This is a genomic window from Chryseobacterium sp. 22458 (genome assembly GCF_052044975.1).
Taxonomy (GTDB): Bacteria; Bacteroidota; Bacteroidia; order Flavobacteriales; family Weeksellaceae; genus Chryseobacterium.
The window spans coordinates 363,536-385,481 of record NZ_JBQEOA010000003.1 but is presented as its reverse complement, the minus strand read 5'-3'; the positions used below and the strand labels follow the sequence as shown (position 1 = coordinate 385,481).

The following is a 21,946-nucleotide window of genomic DNA, read 5'->3' as shown; positions in this document are numbered from 1 at the left end:
AAAAGACCCCTGTTATGATAATTATCAGGATCTTATTTTAACACTATTTAACATATTATTTACATATGTTAAAGAAAAATAAACCGCAACCCCCTATTTTTGGTGAGTGTGCGGTTTTTTTTATTAAGATTCTTTAACAAACACGATCGATATTCTTCTACAGATAAGGTTTGGGAATTTAAAACTCTAATTTTCAGAGGTGTTAAAAAAACAAAATAAATTTTACTGAAAGCTTGAATTGATAGGCTTTTAAGGAGTGTTATGCTAATTGTTTTAAATGATAGTTACTTCCCTATACAATAAGAAAACGTCTTATTAGAAAATAGAATTTATTAGAATAGAGTGTAAAAAAATTCCTCAGAAAAACTGAGGAATTTAACTAATATGGAACTTTACAGATGTTATTTTGTGAACAACATTTCTCTGTATTTTGTCATTGGCCAAAGCTCATCGTCTACCATCATTTCAAGATCATCAGAAGCATCTCTGATAGGATCAAATAAAGGTTTTACTTTGTTGCAGTATGCTTCCGCCTGCTTTTGGCTGTCTGTTATGCTTTTTGCCGCTTCTCTGGCTTTGATAAGATCTTCAACGCCAAGCTTGATTTTAGAAACATTTTCTGAAATGCTCGTGATTAAGCTCATCTGCTCTTTTGCTAAAGATTTGAATTCTTTATCTCCGAATATTTCTTTAAGACCTTTTACGTTTTCAATTAATCTGTTCTGATAATTTAAAGCGGAAGGTATGATGTGGTTTCTTGCAATATCACTTAATACTCTTGCTTCAATATCAATAACTGTAGAATATTTTTCTAATTTAATTTCGTTTCTGGCTTCAACCTCTCTGTGGTTAAAGATTCCCATTTCTTCATAAAGATCAAGGAATTTTTTGTCCATTTCCTGCTTAAGTGCTTCCGGAGTGGTTTTAAGGTTGTTCAATCCTCTTTTCTTAGCTTCTTTAGCCCAGTCATCAGAATATCCGTCACCTTCAAACATAATGTTTTTACACTGCTTGATGTACTCTCTCAATACATTGAAGATCGCTTCATCTTTCTTAAGACCTGTTTCAATTAAAGCATCAACTTCTTTTTTGAAGTCATTAAGCTGTTTAGCTGCAATAGTGTTCATTACGGTCATAGATTCTGCACAGTTTGCAGATGAACCTACAGCTCTGATCTCAAATTTATTTCCTGTAAATGCAAAAGGAGAGGTTCTGTTTCTATCTGTGTTATCTAATAGAATTTCAGGGATTTTTCCAACTACATTTAATTTTAATTCTGTTTTTTCTTCCGGAGATAGTTTTCCGTTGGTTACCTTTTCAAGCTCTTCCAGTACGCTGAACAGCTGGCTTCCGATAAATACGGAGATGATTGCAGGAGGAGCTTCATTGGCACCAAGTCTGTGGTCATTACTTGCAGATGCGATGCTTGCTCTTAAAAGGTCAGCATATTCATGTACAGCCTTAATAGTATTCACGAAGAATGTTAAGAACTGTAAGTTTTTCTTAGGGTTTTTTCCCGGGCTTAAAAGGTTTTCACCAGTATCTGTTGCTAAAGACCAGTTGTTATGTTTTCCGCTTCCGTTTACTCCTGCGAATGGTTTTTCGTGGAATAAGATATGGAAATGGTGCTTGTGAGCAACTCTAGCCATGATGTCCATCAACAAAGAGTTGTGGTCTACAGCAACGTTTACTTCTTCAAACATCGGAGCAAGCTCGAATTGGTTTGGCGCAACCTCGTTGTGTCTTGTCGTTGCAGGGATTCCCAGTTTCATACATTCGATTTCCAGCTCTTTCATGAAATTCATTACCCTTGTTGGGATAGAACCGAAATAGTGGTCATCAAGCTGCTGTCCTTTTGCAGGAGAGTGTCCCAATAATGTTTTTCCTGTTAATACAAGATCCGGACGTGATTGATATAACGCTGAATCAACAAGGAAATATTCCTGCTCCCAGCCTAATGTAGGCGTTACCTTAGTTACATTTTTATCAAAATACTGCATTACATTGGTTGCAGCTTCATCCACAGCATTCAAAGCTCTTAATAGAGGAGCCTTATAATCTAATGTTTCTCCTGTATAAGAAATGAAGATGGATGGAATACATAGTGTAGTTCCCATGATAAATGCCGGAGATGTAGGATCCCATGCAGTATATCCTCTGGCTTCAAAAGTGTTTCTGATACCTCCGTTCGGGAAAGAAGACGCATCCGGTTCCTGTTGAATCAACATGTTTCCACTGAATCTTTCGATCGCTCTGCCTCCTTCAATAGGAGTAAAGAATGAATCGTGCTTTTCAGCAGTAGTACCTGTCAAAGGCTGAAACCAGTGAGTATAGTGAGTTACTCCCTTGCTCATTGCCCAGTCCTTCATTGCTACCGCTACCTGGTCTGCGATGTGTCTCTGGATTTTTGTTCCTTTTTTAATAGCATCCATAATGGAGCTGAATGCTTCCTTCGTTAAATATTCTCTCATTGTTTCTTCTGAGAAAACATTTTTGCAGAACAGTTCAGATAATTTTGCAGGGATCTCAACAGAGTTGTCTTTTCTGAAATCCTTAAATGGTAGGGTTTCTAATGCTTTGAATCTTAAGGTTGACATATTTGGGTGATTTTTTACAGGGCAAATTTACAAAAAAAATGAATTGAAAATATTTTACCCCTTATTTTTTTAGGGGTATTGTGAATTTTAACTAAAATTTAAACAATAGTTTTATTTTTAAGAGGGGGAGTTCCTTATTTATACTGAATCAGAATTTATGGTTTCCTCATCTTCCTGAACCGGGTTTGTATGTATGCTTTTTCTAAAAATAATCATATTAATGATCACTGTAATGGCTAAACTCATCACCGTAAATGTATTGGAGCCGTATCCTTCATTACAAAACTGCATGAAAACAGGATACGTTAAAGCTAATGATAATATATAACTTATATATAGCTTTCGGAAATATAAATTGATCAGATACATCACTGCAACAGAAATGAAGACAAAAGGACCTATCCCATCCAAAAAACCAAACAATCCTATTATAGCACTTTTTAGAAGCAGCAAAAAGATATTGTCACGAAGAATATTATCGTCCGGATTTCCTTCCTTTATAATTAAAAAAAGCATAAGCACGAAGAAATAAAGGAGAATATGACAAATCCATACCTTCCAAAAAAGAGAAATTTGATTTACTCTATTTTTTATCTGGTTCAATATTCTTAATAATATCATGACTGTGGCTCTTTGGATTGAACTTCCTTTTTATCTCAAATCCTACAGCTAAGGTTGTATAAATATAAGATTAAAAAAAGAAATAATTATTATTCAAAACAGGAGAAAACGAGTGTGCTGTCTTATTGTTCAGCCTGCTTTATACATGGCTTTTAAACAACTTATTAAAAGATAGTTAAAATAAGTTGAACGGAGATTTTGTATATTTGTGTGAAATTTATTTTATGACAAATTCTAGAGCAAGAGAAACAACAGAGGCTATTGAAAGATTATACATCTCTATGAGACACTTATTTTATAGAGGATTTTTCAAGCCGGGCGGAGTTTCAGGAGAAAGTATCAGAAGTTTGTTGAAAACCATCAATCCGGAAATTTACGGAACTATGAATATTCCGAGCAAATTGGAATTGGACGGTTTGATGTATGTTTTAGACAGGCTTCCGGAAGGAATTGAAGAATGTGCTTTTATTCATCTTACATCTGATGAAGGGTTTGATAAAGGAAGTTTCGAACCTATTGTTCCCAAGAAAAGAAGAAGAAACTGTTATAGAATAGACGAACACCAGATGAATATTGAGGTTCTTTTGGGCCGTTCCGAAATTTATGACATTCTTACCCACCTTACCTTCCTGTTTATAGAAGCTGATAAAATCCGTAACCTGGCATTCATCCAGGACGAAAACTGGAAGCCTACACGTGCTTTCAAAATTATTGAAGAGGTGGTGAAAGGAGAAAAGAAATTCAGCAGAAAAGAAAAAGAAGTAGCATTGATTCATCTTTCTTCCCTGATAGGAAGGTCTTTTGATGAGACATTGAGAGCTTATAATACTTTTGGGGATGATAACAATCCGGATCGTTTATTCAAAATTATCTATAACTTAGGAAAGGTAAGTCTTGAAGATGCCAAAGGGTCAAGAGAAAGAGAAATTTATTTCAGTTCCATATTAAAGGAAAGAGTAGGGCATCACTATTTTGGAGAAAAATGGGCCAACAAAGTGAAAGAGGTTTTATTTGAAAACAATCTTCACATGCGTCCGCTGCATATCATTTCTGCCAATATGCATTCGGTGAAAAACATGCTGTATGCTAATAATGCACTTAAAAAGAAGCAGCATCACGAGGTGGATTACAAACTTTACGAAGAGATTTCAAATAAAAAAGAACTTCGTGATAAGGTTTTAAAATATGCTTTGGATGAAGGGATGATTCATATCGCTGATAAAAGCGGAAGTAATATTGATGTTCAGATTATCGACCTCAGCAAAACGGATCTGAAGAACACACCGTTTGCAGATGCTAAGTTTTCCGGAGACGATGTGGTTATGGTATTTGATTATGCTTTCGGAGAGCAGGCTTTTGAGGTAATGGATGAATTGCTGAAACCTTTTGAACATAAAGGAGAGGTATATATGATGCATGTAAAATCTGTTTCCATCATGGGGAAAGCCGGGATCCTTACCGGAGAGAAAGGAGATATCATGATTCCTACTTCTCATATTTTTGAAGGAACTGCAGATAACTATCCTTTTGAAAATGCATTAAAGCTTGATGATTTCAAAGATGATGAACTGAAAGCCTTTGAAGGGCCAATGATCACCGTCTTAGGAACATCACTTCAGAACAAAGATATTCTTTCTTATTTCATGAATACCTCATGGAAGGCCATCGGTCTTGAAATGGAAGGAGCACACTATCAGAAAGCTATTCAGGTGGCTTCGAAGATCAGACATCACATTTCACCGGACCTGTTTGTATGTTATGCGTACTATGCTTCGGATAATCCTTTGGAAACGGGAAGTACATTATCTTCAGGAGGATTAGGTCTTACAGGAGTAAAACCAACTTATCTGATCACGTTAAGAATCCTTGAAAAGATTTTAAGAAGTAGCAGGAAAGAAGCTTCTGCCAAAAAATAATTGTAATTTATAGCATAATATCAGCCTCAGGTACATTTTGTGCCTGAGGCTTTTTTTGTGTTTGAGAAATTAAAACGGTTTATTATTGTGTATCTTAGAAATCAAAAATATTAACCCATGAGCACAGTATCACAATTATCAAAAAGATTCAGAGAAGTTTTGCTGGATGGCCTCTGGATCGCCAATACGAATTTTAAAAACCAGCTTTCAGATCTAAGCTGGGAACAGGCTGTGATAAAGATAGATTCTTTAAACACGATTGCAATGCTTACTTTTCACATTGATTATTATATTGCAGGGATTGTAAATGTCTTTGAAGGAGGAGATCTTGAAATAAAAGATAAATTCAGTTTTGATCTTCCGCCCATAGAGTCTCAACAACAATGGGAAGAGCTGTTGAATAAACTCTGGAAAGATTCTGAAAAGTTTGCTGCATTACTGGAACAGATGCCCGATTCTAAACTGGATGAGGTTTTTGTTGATGAAAAATACGGAACCTACCGAAGAAATATTGACGGAATGATCGAACATAGTTATTATCATCTGGGACAGATTACTTTAATCAAAAAGCTTTTAAAAAGCAGATAAAAAGTATATCCATTATTATTTGTGAAAATTTGCTTAATCTGAAATCAAGAAAATTACATTTTAACAATCCGGATTAAAATTCATCTAAAACTAAGACAAATAGAAATAAAATCTCAAAATAACTCCTATTTGAGGTTGTTATTTAAATTACCTACCTTTAGAAAAAATAAAATTTTAAATGAGAAAATCGGCTGCAATCATTTTTGCGTTTATCATTTCACAATTTCAGGCTCAGCAAGGAGCTTATTATCAGCAGGCTGCGAAGTACAAGATGGATATTGATGTCAATGCTGAAAAATTTACTTACCAGGGAAAACAGACTTTAGAGTACACCAATAACTCACCGGATGAGCTGAATGTGGTGTATTTCCACCTGTACTGGAATGCTTTCAAACCAAATTCGATGATGGATCAGAGGGTTGCTTCCCAGGGAAAAAACGGAGACTCAAGGTTGCAGAAAGACGGCATCTCAAGATTGGGTTCCATTCCTAAAGATCAGGAAGGAGCACAGAATATTCACTGGATCAAACAGAATGGTAAGGATCTGAAATTTGAGGTTCAGGAAACCATTATGAAAGTATATCTGGCAGAACCTATAAAGCCGAATTCTACTACAACTTTTACAATGGATTGGGATGCTGTGATTCCTCAGCAGATCAGAAGAAGCGGAAGAAACAACAGGGAAGGGGTGGATATGACTATGACCCAATGGTATCCGAAAATCGCAGAATATGACTATGACGGCTGGGCAACCTTTGATTATATGGGCAGAGAATTCCATGCACCGTTTTCTGATTTTGATGTAACCATTAAGATCAATAAAGATTATGTTGTAGGAGCAGGTGGTATTCTTGAAAATCCAACAGAAGTAAAAGGATATGATGCTGCGGCCAAGATCAAAACAGAAAAAGATAAAAAAGCAACCTGGAAATGGACGGCTAAAAATATTCTGGATTTTGCATGGAGCGCAGACAGGGATTACTCTGTAGAAAGCTTCAATGTTCCGGAAGGTCCGAAAGTATATCTGGTTTATCAGAAAAACGATAAAACTAAGGTATGGGGAGAAGCTCAGCCTTATATTACCAAGTATTTCCAGATTATGAATGCTCATTTCGGGAAATATGTATATCCAACCTACGCTTTCATTCAGGGAGGCGACGGCGGAATGGAGTACGGTATGTGTACTATGATTTTAGGAGAAGCTAAAAATATCAAAGACCTAATGGGTTTAATGGCTCACGAAGGATCTCACTCATGGTATCAGCAGATGCTGGCAACCAATGAATCTGTACGACCATGGATGGATGAAGGTTTTACAAGCTATGCAGAAGGTTATACGATGTATCAGTTGTTCCCGGAGCAGCTGCCTAATCCTTTTGTTGAAAGACTGGACGCTTACAGAAATTTTATTAAAAAAGGAATTGAAGAACCTGCAGTATGGCTGGGAGATCATCATGATAACGGAACCTCTTATACTTATTCTACCTATGTGAAAGGTGAATTGTACCTTGTACAGCTGGGGTACATCATGGGAGAGCAAAACCTTGCAGAAACCCTGAAACAGTATTATGATCAGTGGAGTATGAAACACCCTTCAGACAGGGATTTCCTTCATATTGCACAGAAAGTTTCCGGTATGGATCTGAAGTGGTTCCATCATTATTGGATCAACACTACGAAAACAATCGACTACGGGATGAAGGATGTAAAATACGACGCAAAATCTACCACTATTACCCTGATCAATAAAGGACAGGTTCCGATGCCTATAGACTTCAGTGTGATGACCACAGATAAAAAAATCGTAACCTATCAGATTCCATTGAATATGACCCACCACTGGAAAGAAAAAGATGCTTATGGTGAGTTTAAAACAATGCCTTACTGGCCATGGACTCAGAAAGAATACACCATTACGGTTCCTTATACCAAATCTCAATTGTCCGTACTAGGTATTGACTTCAGCCAGAGAATTGCTGATGTGAATATGGAGGATAATTTTGTAGAGGTAAAGTAATTATTAATACCATAATTATAAAAAATAATCCCACAGATGAGTCTGTGGGATTATTTTTATCTCAAACTGCTGAAACATCCAATGTTGATATGGTTTTGTATAAAAATATAGCAGGAATTATTTTTTCTTATAAAAAGTTCAAAAGTTGGCTCTAAATAAACTCAGTTGTTCCGGAAAGAAAAAAGAAAATAACCGGACAACGTATTTTAGTGCATAATGAAGGATTGTTTTTCCCAAAATGATTAATTTTAGGGCTGAAAAATTAACATAGAGTTTCTTTTCTTTCTAGTGTAGAATGATAAGGAATATCTTTTGAAAAATATGTCAATGAATTCAATTGTAATCAACGTAGGGAACAGCAATATCAGATTTGGTCTTTTTAATGGGGATAACTGTGATATTTCATGGGTAATCAATACAAAACCTTACAGAACTGCTGATGAACTGTATGTTCAGATGCTGATGCTTTACCAGACTTATAAGATAGAGCCTAAAGAAATCGATAAAGTAATTATAGGATCTGTAGTACCTCAGCTTACCAAAGTAATGAGCTCCGGAATCAAAAAAATTCATGGAATCACTCCTGTGATTGTTGATCGTACTACTCCGTCCGGAGTTCAGGCAAAATCTAAACAGATGGGAACGGATATCTATGCCAATCTTGTTGCTGCCCATAATTTATACCCGAACAGAAAGAAAATTGTCATTGATTTCGGAACAGCTCTTACAGCCAGCTGTGTAGCAGAAACAGGGGAAACATTAGGAGTGGTCATTGCTCCGGGGATTGTTACCTCTTTAAATTCTCTCATCAGCCAGACCGCCCAGCTTCCCGATATCGAACTGAAAAGACCAAAATCCGTTTTGGGACTTGATACCGTAACCTGTATGCAGAGTGGTATGGTATACGGCTTTTTAGGAATGGTAGAAGGCTTTATCAATCGCATCAATGATGAGGTGAATGATGATTGCTTCGTAGTGGCTACCGGTGGTGTCTCCCATGTATACAAACCTCTGACAGATAAAATTCATGTGATGGACAGGCTTCATACGCTGAAAGGACTTTATTTTCTAGGAAAAGACCTGTAAATATTCATGACAATGGAAAAATTCCCGATGTTAGAAACCGAAAGACTGATCCTTTCCCAACTGGAAGAGAAGGATATTCCTTTCATTACTGAATATCTCCAACATAGAATTTACTCTGATCTCACCTCTAATATTCCTTATCCTTACACCGAAAACGACGCCATATTCTGGCTGAAAATTTCTAAGGAAGCTTTTGAAAACAATACCGGATATACTTTTGGTATCCGCAATAAGGAAGGCAGGATCATAGGAGCTATCGGGCTTCATGACAGAGATGATGACAAAGCAGAGCTGGGGTATTGGATCGGTATGTCATATTGGAACAAGGGCTTTGTTACCGAAGCAGCGAAAGCAATTATAGATTTTGGATTTAATGAACTGGGATTTAATAAAATTTTTGCCACCCACTTGCTTCACAATCCTGCTTCCGGAAGGATCATGGAGAAAATCGGGATGAAGCAGGAAGCTGTTCTGAAGGAGGAAGTGAAAAAGGATGGAGAATATTTTGATCTGGTGATGTATTCTATTTTTAAGGATTGAGATTCATTTTAAAGCAATAGAATAAAAGCTGGGAATATTTAAAATTATTCCCGGCTTTTTTATTTCTTAAAGAACATCTCCTGTACATGAATCACATTCTAATAAAGGATAAATCCATTCTCCGTTGCCATCCTGAAAAGGATACAGTCTGCATCCGATCTTTCGGACTCCATTGCTGTCTGTGTAAAAACATTGATGAGGAAGGATTCCTCCGTTAATTTTTTGCTGTTTCTTTTCTTGATAGTTTTTTCATGTCGTTTTCAATTTGGTTATGATCAAATATAGTTAAATATTTGATCTGTTGTATGATATGAGAATGCTTTTTTAACTTTTAATAAAATAATCAATCAAAGATCTAAAATATACCATGAAAGAAATCTGTTCTTTTTTTGCTTTGGCCTTAAGTTTATCTTTTCATTCCCAGACCAAATTAATAGCTTTTAAAAGTCATAGTGGTGCTTCTTCCCATTTTGCAAATGCGGTTTCCGAAGATCTCTTTACAACAAATCTTTCGAATCTTGGAGCGATTCCTCAAAAGTTTGTAAAAGATGCCAAACTGGATTCTGTCATCATTCTGAATGATGAAGAAAGTATTCTGGTAACGAGTGCTGCGGATAAAATAATTCTTAAAAATGCCACAAGAGAGTGGGTTCCCGGAAGAGAAACCGTAAGAAATAATTCCCTTTTTTCTAAAAAGAATATTGATAGTGTAAAGCAGGTTCTGAAAAAACAGTATCATTTTGTGAATGATATGGACAGTGTGGTGTTTATTGAGTATGATAAACAAAGTAAGACCTACAAACAGATCAAACCGGTAAAAGAAAAAAATGAGAAGGAGAAAAAAGGAAAAACACCTGGAGGATTATTATTGGGAATTTTGCTGATTTCAGGAGTCTCGGGTTTTTACACATGGAAAAAGAATAAAAAAGATCATGGGCAATAGGATTCTTTGCTGCACTGCCATATTTTTCCTGCTTTTTATTCTGTTCTTTCCTCTTGACTTTCTGGGGGATTTTCAGAAAAATATATCCTTATTTTTGTTTGAAGATTTTATACGGATATTTACAGATTCTGTATTAACAACTGATAAAATAAGAATTGACCTTTCCTCAGACAGTATTTCTATGTTTATCTTTACCGGGTTGCTGGCTATCACTTCACTTATTCTTTCTTTTCTGATCAGGAAAAAACATCATCCGGTTATTCTCGCTTTTTCAAAAGAAGCTGTTTCTCTATATCTTATTATTGTATTGGTAAAATATGGTCTGGATAAAATATTCAAAGCCCAGTTTTACCTGCCCGAACCCAATATTCTTTATTCCCGTTTTGGAAATCTGGATAAGGATATCCTGTTTTGGAGCACGATGGGAACCTCACATTTTTATTCGGTCTTTACCGGAATACTGGAACTTTGTGCTGCTGTATTGATCTTTTTCAACGGAACCCGAACGTTGGGACTTTTGTTTTCTCTGGGAATTTTTCTTAATATTCTGGGAATTAATCTCGGCTTTGATATTTCAGTAAAGCTATTTTCACTCATGTTGCTTTCCATGACTGTTTTTGCATTAAAAGATGACTGGAAAACTTTGTACGAATTTTTCATTTTGAAAAAAGACATGCCAAGAAAAGGAATAATGAAAGATAATCTGAATAAACCGTTTATGGCTTGGTTCAAAACTGCTTTTCTAGGGCTTTCACTGGTTATTATTATCTTTCCGTATATGAGTTCAGGGAATTATAATGATGATATTGCAAAGAGACCTTTCCTTCATGGAGCTTTCAGAAATGAAAATGAAAATTCAGAGATCCGGTATATCTTTTTTCACAGACATCGCTATGTTATCTTTATGGATCGGAATGAAAATATGCGGGATTACCATTATACAGCTGTTTCTCCTGGTCATTTATTGCTGGAAGATTATAATGGAGAAAAAATCAATGCTGAAGTGATCTATTCTAAAAAAGACAGCCTGCTGATGCTTAATATTAGGGAAAATAAAATACGTGCCCGGGAATTAAACTGGAAAAAAATGAATGCTCTGAGGCCGCTTTTTCACACTACTATAGAAAGTGCCGACTAAATTTATCTTTTACTTTTAAAGAAATCCCTGACGATAGAGGAACACTCATTTTCCATAATTCCGGTTACAATTTCTGTTTTCGGATGTAGGGAAAGATGTTTGTTGATGAATCCTCTCTGTTCATCTCTTGCTCCAATGACTACCTTTGAAATCTGGGCCCAAGACAATGCTCCGGAACACATGACGCAGGGTTCCATTGTAACGTACAGGGTACAGTCTCTCAGGTATTTACCTCCAAGGAAGTTCGCCGCAGAAGTGATAGCCTGCATTTCTGCATGGGCGGTCACATCATTTAATGTTTCGGTAAGGTTATGCGCTCTTGCAATAATACGATTGTTGGAAACCACAATACATCCGATGGGAACCTCATCTCTTTCCAGGGCGGCTTCTGCTTCCTGCAGGGCCATTTTCATATAATATTCGTCAGTAAACATGAGTTGAAAATTAATAAAAAGAAGAAAAAATAGAACTTTTATTCTGTCATTGTTAACGTTAAAGGAAGTCTGAACCGGTATATGGTGGGATCCCCTTTGAAGGTTGCCGGAGAAAATTTTTCAGCAAGAGAATAGAGGGCAATTTCAGCCTGTCTGTTGAAGGTGAAATTGTCTCCCTGAGCATGAACGTTGCTGATGCTTCCGTCTCTTTCTACAATGAAGGCTACATCTGTCTTTACTGTTTTTTCTTCAGAATACACTCCGTCTACGTATAAAAGATCAGCCACTTCCTGTCTTAAAGAATTAAGTCCGCCGGGGTAATCCGCAACCGTCTCTACCTGGAAAGATTTTTCACCAAAAGGTTCTTGGGCAAGTTTGATTTTCTGAAGGTCTTCAATGTTCCTTACCCTCAGCAAGGCACCAATAAGTGCCGTGTTTTCAATGCTGTCCATCTTTTTCATGAAAAAAAGGAAATCCCCTTTTATGGCCGCTTTTTTAAAGGTATTGGATTCTGCGTCAAACTTTTTCTTAAACTCTTTGTTCAGCATGCTTCTGTGCTGATTATAATAGTTTTTCACAAGTCTGAACTCTTCTTTCTGCTGTGACAGAAAAAAGGATGAAATAAAACAGCTGAGACAAATAAATAAAGTTCTCAATAGGGTATATTTATGTAAATATAACCAAAAAATATGAGATTAAGTTTTTATTGCCTAGCTCTCGAGATAACGGTTCAGAGATTCCTGAAGATGGTTTCTGATGTCATCAACTAAGCATTTCGGTTCAATAACGGTGACTTCCTTTCCATACGATAGAATTTCCTGCATAAAGTCGTAGGTAGGATGAAGGAAGAACTCAAAATAGATTTCTTCAGGAGTTTCCTTGGTCTCTTTCTGTGACTGATGCAGCGGGAAACTTCTGATATATTCTCCCTGATGACGGCTGCATTTCAGGATGATTTTTTCAGGTTTTTGCTCAGTCAGGTTCATCACTCCGAATGCATTTTTAAAATGTTCCCTGAAGTTGTATTTATATTTTTCTCTGAACTGATTCTTCGCTACATCCAGATAATTGATCCTGTCAAGACCAAATGATTTTAAAATTTTGTCTTTGGTATCTATGGCGATGAGGTACCAACGGTCTTTAGATTCTTTCAATGCCAAAGGATGTACCTTTCTGGAGGTCATCAGCTTATTTTTGTAATTGTAATGCTCAAAAGTCACCACTCTTTTGTTACGGATGGCGAAGAAAAGATCATAAAAATGTTCCACTCCGGTTGGCTTTCTGCTTTCAAAAAAAATAAAGTCTGAGAAATCAGGATGAAGATTCAGGGCATTGCTTACCTGGAAAGATTCCAGTAATTTCTGGTTATATTCATCCACTTCCATGATCGGGCGGCTGTCTATATAATACCTGTTGTCTCCTTTTTTCTTATTGTGAATAGAAAGGTTGAAAAGATCTGAAATCTCACGGATGTCCCTCTGCAGGGTACGGATAGAGTAGCTTTTGATCTCCGCATCCTGAAATTCAAAAGAATTCAGAAGATAGTGCTCCAGCTGGGAATAGGTAGCGGGAGAACTTTCCAATCTTTTGATGATTAAGGCATACCGGGTAAGATAAAAATCTTTCTTCATTTCAATATATTTATGTTATTAATTTGCGGTGCTCAATAGTCTGAGTCCCTGCTTTTCACAGTAAAGTTTTGTAACACAAATATATGCCCTTAATGCGACAAAACGTGTCGTATTATATTTTTTGTGATCATAAATAAAACGTTTCGGTGAAGACATTAAATTAAAAGGATGGCACAGGACGGTCGTTTTTATCCCATTTGTTCAAATAAATAATTTTTTATTACAGAGCGATACTTAAATGCTAAGATTGTTTTCAGAGAGATAAACAAGTTGCTCAATCATATCCTGTAATGTTTTAAAAGGTGAAGCCCATATCAAATCCCCTTCATCACTGTCATAATCTTCATGAATAGAAAAAAGCCAGGGCTGGGGATTGTCTCCGTTGTCAAGATAAATGAAAGTTCCGCACTGACCTTCAAAAGTATCCATGATGGCTATTGGTCTGCTAATATCCACATTTCTCCTCTGTAATGCCTGTTTGTATTTTGCAACAAGTTTTCCTCCATTGTTTCCTGAATCAATGAGTGAAATACTGCTGAATGCCCCGCCAATACTGAGAAACTCTCTGTAAACCTTAGGAAATGGAATGCCATTATTCATAGTCTGTTCCAGCGGTATGATCTCTGCTTCACTTAGACCGACAGGAGGGCCAAAGGCAGATCTTCTTTTTCCTTTGCCTTCTTTTTTATAGCGTTCATATGTTTTTAAGTATACAATATCCATAAGGTTCATAAAGCCAGATTGTTTATTTTATTTCGTACACGGTCATTTTTCCATACTCCTGATCTTCCCGGTCATTATATGCTTCGTTGAATATAAAGAGTTCAGGAATCTGATCATTGTTAATATCCATACTATTGAAGGTAATCCAGTCCATAGATTCAAAATGATGAACAGGCAATCTGAGCTCACGATATCCTTTTTTGTACAAAAAATAATCTTCTCCCTTTTTTCTGATCGGATAATCTTTGGTATCCCGGTTAAGCGTTTTACTGGAATAATTATTAAAATCTAATTTCATCAATTCCGATTGAAATCTATAGGTCCTGAACTGTTTTGTTGAATCATTTTTCATAATTAAAGGAAGAATGGCTTCATGATCTTTCAGGAGAATACCGTTTTTCCAGACTTTAAAATTATGGTCGTCAAGGTAAAGACAGAATAAGCTGTCATTGGTGTATACTTTTGTATTATCACCATGAGTGTCTTCTGAAAAAATCCTGTTAATTGTCAACGGTTTAGGAGCTTCTGTGACTTTCTCTTTCTGACACGAATAAAGGGTGAAAAAAAGAATAATAAACGAAACGGAATGATTCAATTTCAGAAGAGGATATCTTTTTAATATCAATATCTTCGGTGAGTTTAGAAAATCCTTTTTCATGGTTACGTTTGTATAAAGCAAATATAAATATAAGCCATAGAATTTCTGTGGCTTATCATGATTAATCAAAATATTCTTTTCTATACACCCTGTCTTTTTGCTGTCAGAAGTTGTTTTTATTTAGCCTAACAGATATCCTCCGATGACCTCTACATTGGGGTCGAAAGAAGAACTCATATATCCCGTTGCATCACTTAAAGTGACGGTAGACAGTTTATTATTAGTAAAGGCATATTGATTAATGAAATTAACACTCTCCGGAATGCTTACTGATGTCAGCTGGTTGTTTCTGAAAGCATTATCACTAATGGCGGTTACTTTTCCGGGAATTTCTACAGAAGTCAGGAGATTATCTGCAAAAACGGAGTCATTAATGATGGTAATATGATCCGGGATGTTTACCGATGTTAATCTGTTGTTTTGAAATGCATAAGCTTGAATGCTGACCAGATCCTTAGGAATTTCTACCGATGCTAATCTGTTATTCTGAAAAGAGGCATAATCAATATTGGTTACCTTTTCAGGAATGCTTACAGACTCCAGCTGATTGTCTGCAAAAACAAGACGCTCAATATTGGTAATACTATATGGGATATTTACAGATATTAATTTATTATTCCGGAATGCACTATCTCCGATTCTCGTTACTTTTTCAGGAATATTTACGGAAGGCAGAAGATTACTTTCAAAAACATTGGCTTCAATAGCCGAAACATTATCCGGAATGCTCACAGATTCCAGCTGATTATTCTGGAATGCACCTATTCCGATAGCTTTTACATTATCGGGAATATGTATAGATCGTAATTGATTGTTTTGAAACGCATATTCTCCAATACCGGTCACATTGGCAGGGATATCTATGGATGTTAACAGGTTACCTTGAAAAGTGCTTTTTTCAATCACTGTAATCTGCTCCGGGAGCTTTACTGAAGTCAGCTGATTGTATGCAAAAGCAGCGGTTTCAATGCGGTTAATATTATGAGGAATTTCTATTGAAGCTAGTTGATTGGCCTGGAAAGTAGATGACTTAATCTCAGTCATATTTTCAGGGATATTTACTGATCTTAATCTATTGTATAGAAAAGCATTTTCTCCAATATTAGTGATGCTGTTTGGGAGCACTACAAACTCCAGTAAATTACCTTGGAAAGCTCCTATTCCGATGCTTGTTACACTATTGGGAATCGATAATTCTGATATAGACATATTATAAGCAAAGGTATCCGGAATAGTTACAGTACCCGGTTTTACAAACATTTTTTTATTTAAATAAGATTGTAAGGATGCTGAACCTTCCTCATCTGTTTCCGTATAAATATGATTGGGGTTGGGTAAGCCATTTTCTAAACCGGCAATTTTAGCCATTTCTATTTTTTCATTTTTATGCCAGTATGAATCCTGCCATTCCCAGAAGTCTTCCTGTTTTGGTTTGTCTCCCCTTTCGAAAAGGAGTTTTAGTTCTTCTTTTGTTTTCATAAAAAGTGTAATTTGATTAATACATAAAGCTTTTATAAGGCAGCTTCTTCAGCCTTGGTTTAAAATGGTTATTAGTTTTTAGTGATTCCCGTTTGTTTTTTTAAACACAGTTCCGGCTGTCCAACATTTTGTGAATGGTGATTCAAAGGAATTGACAAATGTTTAAATGAGATTACTGTATGTATATTATAATTTGGTTGCAAAAGTAATATTGGACAGCATCAGAACTTTTTGTGTTTACAGTTTTATGTTATTATGCATCTTTTTCAAGAATGTCATCCTCAAAATCTTCTCTGAAGAAGTTTTCAATGTCATTGAGATAGTTTTCATAGTCCATCTCAGCATTTTCAATGTCGCTCCATTCTATAGTATAGAGTTCTTCACCAGAGATACTGTCTGTGTTGTGATCAGATATTTCTCTGCTTTGTTGATTCTGTTTTGAACATATTTCAGGCTGTTCAGCACAGGAGAATGTTGAATTCAATAGGTTTAAAAGTTTTTATTGATTATTATTCTGTGTCTTTTTGATATTCCAAAAGTAGGAGTGTGAAACGACAGAACTTGACGTGTTAAAAAAATATTTTTATTTTTTTTCAATATAAGCTTTTAAGCTTATGTAAGGCCTTTATAAGGTAAAAAGCTTATATCTTATTTTTGATGAGTTTCTGAACAATCTGATTCAGTGTTTCTCTGTTATCATCAATATAGCTCAGCCCGGCCTGGATCAGGTTTTCAATATTGGAGCGTTTTACGTTATCCATTGCAGGGGATGCATTTTTCAATGATGGGTTCAGGCGGTAATAGTTTTTCTGATTTCTTGTCCCCAGTGTCTGAAACATCTGGCAAAGCTGATAATCTACAGTTTCGGCATTGGCAGACATCAGGATATCAATAATAGGATTTACCCAGCCTATTTTTCCTGCTTTTTCCAGTTTTCTGAAAGCGTAAGGTCTGGCTTCAACGCCTGTTCCTATAGAAACAATAATCATATCATTTACTCCGGGATGGTTGGCTTTCTGATGATTTTTCAGAACCTCTGCAAAGGGTATCTTCCGGGCTTCTGCATAAGCACAAAGTGCTGGGTTATTGGCAAACATTCCACCGTCAATCAGGCTGAAGATCTGTCCGTACATCGATTTGATCTGTACCGGGCTGAAATAGGTAGGCGCTGCTGAGGTTGCCCTGCAGACATCCTTTACATAAAAATTATCAGTGCTGAGGTTGGCTTCCCATGAATTGAAAAGTTTTGCTCTCCGGTTTTCAATATCATAGCTGGTTATTAAACAGGGTTTTATCAGTTCTTTTAGTTCTAAATTCCCAAAAAAGTCATTTAAGTTTTTTTGAAGAGCCTCCTGGGAAATTCTTTCATTCAATAATCCAAACGGATTCACCAGTTTTTCCCAAAAGGAAACCTGGAAAATATCGCCGCCCTTTTCAGCATAGAGTTCTAGTCCTTTCTGGATAGAATACTTTGCTTTTCGGGCTTCATCAGGGCATAGAATAATAGACGCAATCAGACCTCCTGTGCTGCTGCCTGCTACCAGATCAAAATAATCTCCGAGTTTGGCAGTCTGCTTGTCATAATACTGAAGCTGTTCTTCTATGTAGCGTAGAATAATGCAGGTAATAATCCCTCTTATTCCACCCCCGTCCAAAGAAAGAATGGTTGTTTTTTTCATGTGATATTTTTACTTTTTTTTAAGAATACCTGGCAACTTTAGATAAGTAAAACCAATAGATTTCCGGGAAATGGCTATTGGTTTCAGCTTATTTTTATAGTTGTTTTGGTGCTTTTCTTATAAACCAAAGGTAGGCCGCAGAAGCGACAGAACTTGACGCATTATTTAAATTTTCATGAAAAAATTAAAAAAATAGGAAAGAAAATGAGACCCTTAATGTGTGTCTAATGATTTGTTTAAGAGTAAAATATGAACGCTATAATATAACATATCCTTCCTTGTCTCTCGGCATTTTTATAAGTGTTCTCCATCTGGTTTTTATAATCCTTTTTTGGGATGGAATACTTTTCTTTTCAAAATGAGGAAGGTCCTTGAATGTTTTCCAGTTTCCGCCCCAGTCCCAGCCATGCTTTGCGAAGATTTTTACACATTCGTACCAGTCGGCAACCTGGTCATTGTCCCAATCTTTTGCCGTGTTCCAGCTTGCTGTTTTTCCGTCAATCATCAGGCAGATATCTACAGCAAGACCGTAGTTGTGAATACTTTGCCCTGCCTTGGCATTAGTCACTTTTTTACCGTCGGTCAGCCTTCCGATAGCATAGAGTTTTTCCTGCTCCTCAAAAGATCTGAGCCCCTGAGTGATTCTTACCTTTGCTTTTCCTGTAAGTGCCCTGTCACATTCCTTAATAATCTGCTTCACTTCATCCCTTACCAGCGGGTGAAGATTCTGAATTCGTTCTGATGTTACTTTATCCATAATTTTAACTGTTATAAAACAAAAGTATGATGGGAAAGCGACGAAACTTGACGTATTTTAAGTGAAATTATAAAACCTATTATAAAAGATTTGATCCAAAAAAATATCGGAAAATTGAATTCTTAATTTAAAAAAAAGTTATAAATATCTGGGAAAATAACGTTTAAGGACGATTTGAGAAATCAATTTTTTTCAGGGCAAATTATAACCTTAATGCGACAAAACGTGTCGTGTTTTAAAAAAATAGTTATTTGTTTTTCAATGTGTTAATTGTAATGTTAATTCTTTTCAAAAACATTATTTTATTCTTCAAAAACAATAATTTTGTAGAAATATTCATTGTACAATTGCTATGTATGCGCTGGTAGATTGCAATAATTTTTTTGTTTCCTGCGAAAGAACTTTAGATTCTTCCCTTGAAGGTAAACCCGTTGTGGTGCTCTCCAACAACGATGGATGTGTTGTATCCCGGAGCAAAGAAGCAAAAGATCTGGGAATTCCTATGGCTGCCCCTGCTTTTAAATATAAGGAGCTCTTTCAAAAGCATGATGTAAAAAGCTTTTCTGCCAAATTTGAGCTCTATAATTATAAAAGCCAGCAGGTTATCAATATTGCAAGATCCTACGTTCTTGATCATGAGGTATACAGTATTGATGAGCTTTTTCTGGATCTGACGGGCTTTAAGTATATTGATATTAATGAATATTGCGTCAGGATCAAAGAAGAGATCAGGGAGAAAGAAAATATTCCTGTAAGTATAGGAATAGCCCCCACCAAGACCTTATGTAAAGTAGCCAATAGAATTGTAAAAGAATTTCCGGAGAAGTTCAATGGGGTGTATATTCTGGATACTCCTGAAAAAATTGAGAAGGCATTGAAATGGCTCCCTATAGGCGATATATGGGGAATCGGAAGAAGACTGGCTGCGAAAATGCATGACAGTGGAGTGTACAAAGCCTGGGATCTCCTTCAGAAGCCTGAAATGTGGGTACGGAAAATCATGGGAATTCACGGGGTAAGAATGATCAATGAGCTTAAAGGAATCCGCCAGCTTGAACTGGATACTCCCTCTCCCAAAAAATCTATTGCCGTGACCAGAAGCTTTATGCAGATGCTGACTAAAAAAGAGGAAGTCCGGGAGCGGGTGGAAACCTTCGGAATGTATTGTTCGGAAAGGCTGCGAAAACAAAATACCTGCTGTAAAATGATCACCGTTTTTGTACAGACCAACCGCTTCAGAAAAGATCTTCCTGAATATAGAAACGCCGTAACGCAGATCCTGCCTAATCCTACCAATTCATCCATATTAATAGGAAGAGTGGTGAATGAGCTTTTTGAAGCTGTTTATAAGGAAGGATTTCATTATAAAAGGGCAGGAGTGATGGTCAATGACTTTGTTCCGGAAGATCAGAGACAGATCAGTCTTTTCGAAGAAGACATACAAAACCAGCACCTCCCTGTGATGAAAGCAATGGATGCGATGAACCGGAAATATGGTAAAGATAAAGTCCGCCTTGGAAGTATGAGCGGCGAAAACACCTTTGGCCGGGCCCGGTTATCTCCTGAGTATGAGGCTTTCCTGAAAAATAATACCTTGCCGGAAGCTAATTTCAGATTCCATTAAATAGGAACATCCTTAAACAATACCAGCTCCAAACTTTAAAAGTATACCTTGGTAGAAGCCTGAACTCTCCACCCCTCAGCCTTTTCACTTCTAAAGTTTTGCCTTCGCCCATAATTACCCTCTATTCCCAGCCTTACTTTTTTATAAGGATGGAAAATAATATTGCCTGAAATATTATGGAAGCTTTTAGTCATATCCTTCGGAATGAAGTCCTGATAACCGATATTCGAGTAGCTGAAAAAAAGTATAGAACTCCACCGGGATGCCCACCAATGCTCATAGACTCCAACTATATTGAAAAGGTTTAATGTTTCCAATATATTTTTGTTGTAAACAGTAGGAATTGCATCATAGCCTTCTTCCCTTAAATTCGTATTATAGGTTGAGTAACCTTTTCCAAAAGACGTTTGAAGGCTGAAGGCATTTTTTGTATCAGTGCGTATTTTTCCGGAGATCATTGCTCCCCAGCCTGCAGTAGTTTTCGTTTTATATTCCTCCTGAAGTGTATGTTTCATATTATAGCTAATGGGCGAAATAACAGCTCCGGCTTTTATGTAGCTTTTTTCATTTCCATATCGGTAGAGAACTGAAAAAGTAGGTATAACAGATTGTTTATGCCAGCCTAATGAATCGGAAGGAAGTCTGATACTTGGGGTTTTGGGGTCTTCTAATGAGAAAGACAGGTTCCCTTTTTTTGAAACCGGGACTGTATAACGCAGTTGCAGTCTTCTGGTAAGTAATAATCCGTCAGGAGGCATAAAATCAAAGATCATAGGAAGCATCTCAATATCGGAAAAGTTGCTCCATGACTGTCCTGCAAGCCATCTTTTCCATTGTATATATCCATGCCTGAATCTTGGGGCTGTTGTATTGTTGGGCCCGGCAAAATCTATTTCAGTATAAACAGAAAGGGTTTGGTCATTTTGAGAATTTTTCTGTTTAAATCCAATTCCGAATGTGGTTTGTCTTACACTAAAGTTACTGCTTATAGCATTTGTCTGCGGGATTTCTATTGAATAGGCAGAAAAGCCATCTTTTGATCTCATATTCTGGAAGTTTGTCATGAAATCAGCCTGAATAAATCCTTTTATATAAACCTCCCGTTCAATTTGGTCTTCAGGCTTGAGAGTCAGAAGAGAGAGTTGTCCTGAAACGTCAATAGAGGTTAAGATAAAGATCGTGGAACTTATGATCTTTATAAATATTTTTTTCATCATGTAATGTATTTTTAGAATTGATAGCCAGCTATATTCTGAACCATATGTTTTGTGTTTTTATATTGAAATCTTCCGTTTTCATTTAGCAGATATGCATTAATTGATCTAAATGATGGTGAAGAACTTGTGTCCGGGATGTTGATGAATGACAGCGTAAATGATTGGGTTAAAAATTCCTGCGAAGTTATTGTATAGTTTTAATAAAAAATGATATTGGAAGATGTCGGAAAGTATCAAAAAGTGTCATAATTGATTTAAAAGAGTATGTGTGGGTAGAATTGAGAGTCTGGTTTTCTGT

20 protein-coding genes are annotated in these 21,946 nt (G+C 36.4%); 8 read left to right on the top strand and 12 right to left on the bottom strand.

What is annotated here, in order from left to right:
* Positions 1–401 precede the first annotated feature (401 nt).
* Both ACTJJF_RS12630 and ACTJJF_RS12625 read right to left on the bottom strand, forming a co-directional pair.
* Entirely contained in the window at positions 402–2,597 is a 2,196-nt protein-coding gene (locus ACTJJF_RS12630; protein WP_312297193.1) for a glutamine synthetase III family protein, read from the bottom strand.
* A 138-nt stretch (positions 2,598–2,735) separates the two neighbouring features.
* Complete coding sequence (locus tag ACTJJF_RS12625) at positions 2,736–3,113, bottom strand: hypothetical protein (protein WP_440699877.1); 378 nt, start codon at positions 3,111–3,113, stop codon at positions 2,736–2,738.
* A 329-nt stretch (positions 3,114–3,442) separates the two neighbouring features.
* Here ACTJJF_RS12625 and ACTJJF_RS12620 point away from each other — a divergent pair, with 329 nt between their 5' ends.
* The 7 genes from ACTJJF_RS12620 (at position 3,443) to ACTJJF_RS12590 (ending at position 11,446) form a co-directional block, all read left to right on the top strand.
* Positions 3,443–5,134: a DUF6909 family protein gene (locus tag ACTJJF_RS12620; protein WP_312297190.1), complete on the top strand. Its 1,692-nt coding sequence runs from the start codon at positions 3,443–3,445 to the stop codon at positions 5,132–5,134.
* A 117-nt stretch (positions 5,135–5,251) separates the two neighbouring features.
* Positions 5,252–5,722, top strand: coding sequence for a DUF1572 domain-containing protein (locus ACTJJF_RS12615; protein ID WP_440699876.1), 471 nt, complete (start codon positions 5,252–5,254; stop codon positions 5,720–5,722).
* 178 nt (positions 5,723–5,900) lie between these two features.
* Positions 5,901–7,739 carry a M1 family metallopeptidase gene (locus ACTJJF_RS12610; protein WP_440699875.1) on the top strand — a complete coding sequence of 613 codons (1,839 nt, stop codon included), beginning with the start codon at positions 5,901–5,903 and terminating at the stop codon, positions 7,737–7,739.
* 327 nt (positions 7,740–8,066) lie between these two features.
* Positions 8,067–8,825: a type III pantothenate kinase gene (locus tag ACTJJF_RS12605; RefSeq protein ID WP_440699874.1), complete on the top strand. Its 759-nt coding sequence runs from the start codon at positions 8,067–8,069 to the stop codon at positions 8,823–8,825.
* Between the two features lie 12 nt (positions 8,826–8,837).
* Entirely contained in the window at positions 8,838–9,365 is a 528-nt protein-coding gene (locus ACTJJF_RS12600; protein ID WP_440699873.1) for a GNAT family N-acetyltransferase, read from the top strand.
* 367 nt (positions 9,366–9,732) lie between these two features.
* The gene (locus ACTJJF_RS12595) at positions 9,733–10,308 is read left to right on the top strand and encodes a hypothetical protein (protein WP_440699872.1); all 576 of its coding nucleotides are present in this window, start codon (positions 9,733–9,735) and stop codon (positions 10,306–10,308) included.
* The gene (locus tag ACTJJF_RS12590; protein WP_440699871.1) at positions 10,298–11,446 is read left to right on the top strand and encodes a hypothetical protein; all 1,149 of its coding nucleotides are present in this window, start codon (positions 10,298–10,300) and stop codon (positions 11,444–11,446) included. Before ACTJJF_RS12595 ends, ACTJJF_RS12590 begins: the two co-directional genes overlap by 11 nt.
* Positions 11,447–11,448: 2 nt before the next feature.
* Here the strand turns inward: ACTJJF_RS12590 and ACTJJF_RS12585 are convergent, their stop codons facing one another.
* The 9 genes from ACTJJF_RS12585 to ACTJJF_RS12545 form a co-directional block, all read right to left on the bottom strand.
* Positions 11,449–11,880 carry a nucleoside deaminase gene (locus ACTJJF_RS12585; protein WP_440699870.1) on the bottom strand — a complete coding sequence of 144 codons (432 nt, stop codon included), beginning with the start codon at positions 11,878–11,880 and terminating at the stop codon, positions 11,449–11,451.
* Positions 11,881–11,918: 38 nt separating this feature from the next.
* Positions 11,919–12,536, bottom strand: a complete 618-nt coding sequence (locus ACTJJF_RS12580) for a hypothetical protein (protein WP_312297173.1) — start codon at positions 12,534–12,536, stop codon at positions 11,919–11,921.
* A 54-nt stretch (positions 12,537–12,590) separates the two neighbouring features.
* Positions 12,591–13,511, bottom strand: a complete 921-nt coding sequence (locus ACTJJF_RS12575; RefSeq protein WP_440699869.1) for a helix-turn-helix transcriptional regulator — start codon at positions 13,509–13,511, stop codon at positions 12,591–12,593.
* A 234-nt stretch (positions 13,512–13,745) separates the two neighbouring features.
* The gene (locus tag ACTJJF_RS12570) at positions 13,746–14,243 is read right to left on the bottom strand and encodes an SMI1/KNR4 family protein (protein WP_440699868.1); all 498 of its coding nucleotides are present in this window, start codon (positions 14,241–14,243) and stop codon (positions 13,746–13,748) included.
* Positions 14,244–14,256: 13 nt separating this feature from the next.
* Positions 14,257–14,892, bottom strand: coding sequence for a hypothetical protein (locus ACTJJF_RS12565; protein WP_440699867.1), 636 nt, complete (start codon positions 14,890–14,892; stop codon positions 14,257–14,259).
* A gap of 120 nt (positions 14,893–15,012) precedes the next feature.
* On the bottom strand, positions 15,013–16,371 hold the full coding sequence (locus ACTJJF_RS12560; protein WP_440699866.1) for a leucine-rich repeat domain-containing protein: 1,359 nt from the start codon (positions 16,369–16,371) through the stop codon (positions 15,013–15,015).
* Between the two features lie 253 nt (positions 16,372–16,624).
* Entirely contained in the window at positions 16,625–16,855 is a 231-nt protein-coding gene (locus ACTJJF_RS12555; RefSeq protein ID WP_312297165.1) for a hypothetical protein, read from the bottom strand.
* A gap of 157 nt (positions 16,856–17,012) precedes the next feature.
* Positions 17,013–18,050, bottom strand: coding sequence for a patatin-like phospholipase family protein (locus ACTJJF_RS12550; protein WP_312297163.1), 1,038 nt, complete (start codon positions 18,048–18,050; stop codon positions 17,013–17,015).
* A 256-nt stretch (positions 18,051–18,306) separates the two neighbouring features.
* Entirely contained in the window at positions 18,307–18,807 is a 501-nt protein-coding gene (locus ACTJJF_RS12545; RefSeq protein WP_440699865.1) for a M15 family metallopeptidase, read from the bottom strand.
* Positions 18,808–19,159: 352 nt separating this feature from the next.
* On the opposite strand from ACTJJF_RS12545, the gene ACTJJF_RS12540 reads away from it, so the two are divergent.
* Positions 19,160–20,431 (top strand): Y-family DNA polymerase, encoded by a 1,272-nt coding sequence (locus ACTJJF_RS12540; protein WP_440699864.1) that lies wholly within the window; start codon positions 19,160–19,162, stop codon positions 20,429–20,431.
* 35 nt (positions 20,432–20,466) lie between these two features.
* Here ACTJJF_RS12540 and ACTJJF_RS12535 read toward each other — a convergent pair whose 3' ends face one another.
* Positions 20,467–21,648, bottom strand: a complete 1,182-nt coding sequence (locus ACTJJF_RS12535; RefSeq protein ID WP_440699863.1) for a DcaP family trimeric outer membrane transporter — start codon at positions 21,646–21,648, stop codon at positions 20,467–20,469.
* Positions 21,649–21,946: the final 298 nt, after the last annotated feature.

Bases quoted from the DNA above. Each gene is read 5' to 3' on its own strand.
- ACTJJF_RS12545 (WP_440699865.1), bottom strand. From the start codon at position 18,807: ATGGATAAAGTAACATCAGAACGAATTCAGAATCTTCACCCGCTGGTA.
- ACTJJF_RS12575 (WP_440699869.1), bottom strand. From the start codon at position 13,511: ATGAAGAAAGATTTTTATCTTACCCGGTATGCCTTAATCATCAAAAGA.
- ACTJJF_RS12565 (WP_440699867.1), bottom strand. From the start codon at position 14,892: ATGAAAAAGGATTTTCTAAACTCACCGAAGATATTGATATTAAAAAGA.
- ACTJJF_RS12630 (WP_312297193.1), bottom strand. From the start codon at position 2,597: ATGTCAACCTTAAGATTCAAAGCATTAGAAACCCTACCATTTAAGGAT.
- ACTJJF_RS12615 (WP_440699876.1), top strand. From the start codon at position 5,252: ATGAGCACAGTATCACAATTATCAAAAAGATTCAGAGAAGTTTTGCTG.
- ACTJJF_RS12620 (WP_312297190.1), top strand. From the start codon at position 3,443: ATGACAAATTCTAGAGCAAGAGAAACAACAGAGGCTATTGAAAGATTA.
- ACTJJF_RS12540 (WP_440699864.1), top strand. From the start codon at position 19,160: ATGTATGCGCTGGTAGATTGCAATAATTTTTTTGTTTCCTGCGAAAGA.
- ACTJJF_RS12585 (WP_440699870.1), bottom strand. From the start codon at position 11,880: ATGTTTACTGACGAATATTATATGAAAATGGCCCTGCAGGAAGCAGAA.
- ACTJJF_RS12605 (WP_440699874.1), top strand. From the start codon at position 8,067: ATGAATTCAATTGTAATCAACGTAGGGAACAGCAATATCAGATTTGGT.
- ACTJJF_RS12625 (WP_440699877.1), bottom strand. From the start codon at position 3,113: ATGCTTTTTTTAATTATAAAGGAAGGAAATCCGGACGATAATATTCTT.
- ACTJJF_RS12535 (WP_440699863.1), bottom strand. From the start codon at position 21,648: ATGATGAAAAAAATATTTATAAAGATCATAAGTTCCACGATCTTTATC.
- ACTJJF_RS12550 (WP_312297163.1), bottom strand. From the start codon at position 18,050: ATGAAAAAAACAACCATTCTTTCTTTGGACGGGGGTGGAATAAGAGGG.
- ACTJJF_RS12600 (WP_440699873.1), top strand. From the start codon at position 8,838: ATGGAAAAATTCCCGATGTTAGAAACCGAAAGACTGATCCTTTCCCAA.
- ACTJJF_RS12610 (WP_440699875.1), top strand. From the start codon at position 5,901: ATGAGAAAATCGGCTGCAATCATTTTTGCGTTTATCATTTCACAATTT.
- ACTJJF_RS12590 (WP_440699871.1), top strand. From the start codon at position 10,298: ATGGGCAATAGGATTCTTTGCTGCACTGCCATATTTTTCCTGCTTTTT.
- ACTJJF_RS12595 (WP_440699872.1), top strand. From the start codon at position 9,733: ATGAAAGAAATCTGTTCTTTTTTTGCTTTGGCCTTAAGTTTATCTTTT.
- ACTJJF_RS12570 (WP_440699868.1), bottom strand. From the start codon at position 14,243: ATGAACCTTATGGATATTGTATACTTAAAAACATATGAACGCTATAAA.
- ACTJJF_RS12560 (WP_440699866.1), bottom strand. From the start codon at position 16,371: ATGAAAACAAAAGAAGAACTAAAACTCCTTTTCGAAAGGGGAGACAAA.